At 49.1% G+C, this 3,708-nt stretch carries 2 protein-coding genes; both read right to left on the bottom strand.

Going from position 1 to position 3,708, the window contains the following annotated elements:
* Positions 1–273 precede the first annotated feature (273 nt).
* Positions 274–3,291 (bottom strand): Tn3 family transposase, encoded by a 3,018-nt coding sequence (locus JUJ53_RS13860; RefSeq protein WP_204152631.1) that lies wholly within the window; start codon positions 3,289–3,291, stop codon positions 274–276.
* Positions 3,284–3,601 carry a hypothetical protein gene (locus JUJ53_RS13865; RefSeq protein ID WP_204152632.1) on the bottom strand — a complete coding sequence of 106 codons (318 nt, stop codon included), beginning with the start codon at positions 3,599–3,601 and terminating at the stop codon, positions 3,284–3,286. The genes JUJ53_RS13860 and JUJ53_RS13865 overlap by 8 nt, the downstream gene beginning before the upstream one ends.
* Positions 3,602–3,708: the final 107 nt, after the last annotated feature.

Consider the following 3,708-nt stretch of genomic DNA (forward strand, 5'->3'; position numbering starts at 1 on the left):
TGTACTGCCCCAGGATGTTTCGCGCCAGGTTGATGCCATGAATTGCTTCCTCAGGTTCGAGTAGGACAATACTCAAGGCCAGAGCAACCGAGCATAGAGCTGTGCCAAACCATAACCCACCCGTAGCAATGTGCAGGCTTAACAGCCAGTTTCTCTGATTCATCTTCAATCTCATGAAGGGCCATGGCAACGATTCTGGACAAAAAGGGCCATTTGAACTAAAACCCTTGCTCCGTAAGGATTTGAATATGAGATTTGCATGAGACTGATGAATTACGTGGAAAACACAGTGGGGGAGACGATCGGTGTTTGATAATCAATGCTCGGTGGATGACGCTCTAAGTTCATCAGGTAAGTCCCAAAGCGATTAATGTGATGCGTCCAATAGGGACTCAAGGCCGAGATCGCTTCGGGCTCAATAACATGGCCTTCCGATACCAACTGTTGAAGCACCTGGCTGAGTGCAAAGACGTTGTGAAAGATGAGGCTGTTGGCTACCAAATGGTTATAACGGATTAACTTCCGTTGCTCTTCCCGATTGTTGGTTGCGAGGACATTACCACCAAAGGACAACCACTTGGCAAATTTGTTGAAAGCTTCCGATTTGTTGGTGGCCGCCTGAATCGTTGCTCTTAAATCGATATCGTCGATGTATTGCAGAATAAAGGCACTGCGAACGACACATCCGAGTTCATGAAACGCTTGATAGAGCTTGTTCTTGCGGCTTTGGGTTCCGAGTTTGCGAAGAATTGTGGCCGCTCGAATTTTACCTTCTTTGACCGACAAAGCAACCCGTAACATGTCGGGCAGGTACGTTTCAATCAGTTCCCAGTTGACTACGCTTGAAAAGAGCGTATCAATATTCTGATACTTAGCCTTCTTGTCAGGTCGGTAGAGCGTCAGATCTTTCCAGTTGCGAATTCGGGGCATGAGGCGAATCCCCAGCAGGTAGGCCAGGGCAAAGACAGTCGCGCTTTGGGCTTGGGTATCACCATGAACCGTATCGGGTTGAATCGCCGACTTGTTGTTGAGCAAGCCATCTAATAGGTGAATGGCTTCCCAAACACCACAAGGAATAAAGTGACTGAATAGGGCAATATAGGTATCGGAGACATGGTAGTAAGCGATACCCCCATAGCCCCCGTAGCGGATGTGGTACTCCGCCAACAGGTTGTTTTCGTAAATATCCCACTTGGTGCCATCGACGGAAGCACTTTTGCCATCGCCCCAATGCTTAGGTAAGTCGAATTGGTTGTAGGCATTGATAATCGCCTCATTCGCTCGTTGAAGCTTGTCCATATCGATATGTCGTTGGTGGACATACGCCACCTGGCGACGGTCAAAGTCGAGGAGCGAACGAGCTGCTTGAGATGGCCCCAGGTTACAGCCGTAACAGAATGTGCTGGCTAAGTACCGAGCAACCGGTTGCTCCAGCTTCGTGTCATGACCTGAGTGAGGTTTGAAAAAGCGTGTCCAATTGAGCCACAGTTCAGTGTCAACTAAGGTGTCCAGCAGGTTGATAGGAGGCAGTCGCCGTTCAATCAAGGTCTTGAGCTGTGCTAGCCCTTTTGGGAGTGGTTTCTTCGGCCTCCGAATGACAATGCGATTATGCTTGAAGTCCACTTCAGCATTAGTCGGAAAATTCTGGTCTGTTTGATCAGCGCAAGCGGTCAGCCACTGTTGGGCATAGTCTAGAAGTGCTGATGTTTCCATCGGTAGGTTCACTTGCAGACCATAGTCTTTCAGCTTGCGGTGATAGGTCGGCCAATCGAGCAGTTGCTCCGAGTAATTGGCAAACTCCTGACTCCCTTGTATCCAGAGGTCACCAGACCTCAACTCAGTCATGAGCTGAGAAAAAAGACAGACTTCGAAGTGTCGGCGGTGAACCTGCGTAGGTGCTGGAGAACGTCGTGGCTGTCCAGTTACCAGGGGCCACCATTTGGCTGAAACCCAACTCAAATCAAGCAAAGGCGAGCGTTTCTCTTCGGGGGTTCCCGCGTCTTTAACGTCCATAACGGATAGAAACGTGTCGTGACTTTGTCGATGTTGCGTGATGAACTGAATCGCCGCTTCCATCTTGCTGTCTTGGGTGCTGCTACATAATGGCAAGACCTCTATGAGCTTAAACAGGCTTGCTCTCTGGCTTTTGTAAAATGTCTGTAGGAAAGGTAGGTAGTTCTGTTCTTCGTATTGCAGGATCGATTCGCATTGCTCCACTAGCAAGGGAGCCTGTTCGCCCATGACAGCGGCCATGGCTTCAAACCGTTCAGCAATAGTTCCCTCGGTTTGAAAGGCTAGAAGCAGTTCCTTCAATGTGGTCAGCAAGCGTTCAGTTAAAGTTTGAGACTCTAAACGATACTCTGCCAAGGCATCCTTGCCGCGTTGATGTAGCTGCTGGATTTGGCGAATAAACATTTCCGCCAAGTCATCCAAGGTTTGGCCATAGCGAGTTTTTAGCAGGACGGTAGCCAGGGTGTATCGCTTATTGGGCTCTAATGCCTTCATCCGAGCGGCATCGAGCGCCAGTGCTTCGGCGGCAAAGTATTGCAGCTTGACTTCGGGGATTTCAGGCAAGACGGACGTTTCTACTTGTAAAGAGGCTAGCCATTCCAAGCGCTGGTTCAATTCTTGCAGATGAGTGATGGTGGGGCTGGCAGGGTCTTGTTTGAGCCGATTCCAGTCAGTGATGCTGTCTTCGTCATCCACTTGCAAAAGCGCATCGATCTGGTGTCTGTCCTCTGTAGAGAGGCTATCGGTAACTTTTTGATACACATTTTGATTGGCCGTATGACGCACTCTCCGGGCCAGCTTCAGGAGTGTGTTGAACCCAGGAAGTTCGTAGCGCTGGCGGACGAGTTCTTCAATGGCAATATTGACCAAGTCCACCAAGTCATGTTTACTCATGACCGCAAATTCCATCGCCGCTTTGGCGACGGCTTGAGCATCCGACTTGTAAGGCTGCAAGTTCAAAAAATCGCGAATAATTTTGAGGTGACGCTTACGGGTTGCCGAGGCATCGTAGCCAGCTAAATCGGCGCGCGTCACCGAGAGCTGGCTTGTTACCACGATGTGTTGAACAATGGCGGCAGGGACATCGGCAACCAGAACAGGATAACCTAGACGTTGAAAGGCTTTTAGCAAGACGAGAAACCCTAGATGAGCGACCTTACCCTTGGTTGTTTGTTGGGACAAACTGATCTCATCAGCCGTCGGTGTGTAAATTGCCTCCAGCTCTCGCTCAGTAGGATTAGTCTTCAAGCGAGGGTAAGCAGTATCTGAGATGCTAGGCAAGGTTAAGCTCCTTCAAACAGTTCTGGAGGAGCTTAGCAGATTTGAGCTGATAAGCAAATAGAATCGAAGATTGGTCGTGAGACGAGATCGTCTCAGAATTTGAACCTTTAATTCCTAAGGGTTTCAGAGCAAATGGCCCTTTTTGTCCAGAATCGTTGCCATGGCCCAAAATGATGCGATCGCTATAGCCCCAGTCACGCAACCTTTCTTCCTGCTCTAATGACAAATAGCGTGGCACGGTTTCTGCTTTTCTTGAAACCGGGGCACCTCTAGTTTTTGGACGCGACTGAAGTGCCACGCTATTTGTCATCAACTCGTCTGGAATATATTAATTCCCCATAGACGGAATGCCTTATTAGACAAGGGTTTAGTCACTTCTAGGTGACGATTTTGTGTGCCACGCTATTTGTCATCAAT

It is taken from the genome of Leptolyngbya sp. CCY15150 (assembly GCF_016888135.1).
In the GTDB taxonomy this organism is placed as follows: Bacteria; Cyanobacteriota; Cyanobacteriia; order RECH01; family RECH01; genus RECH01.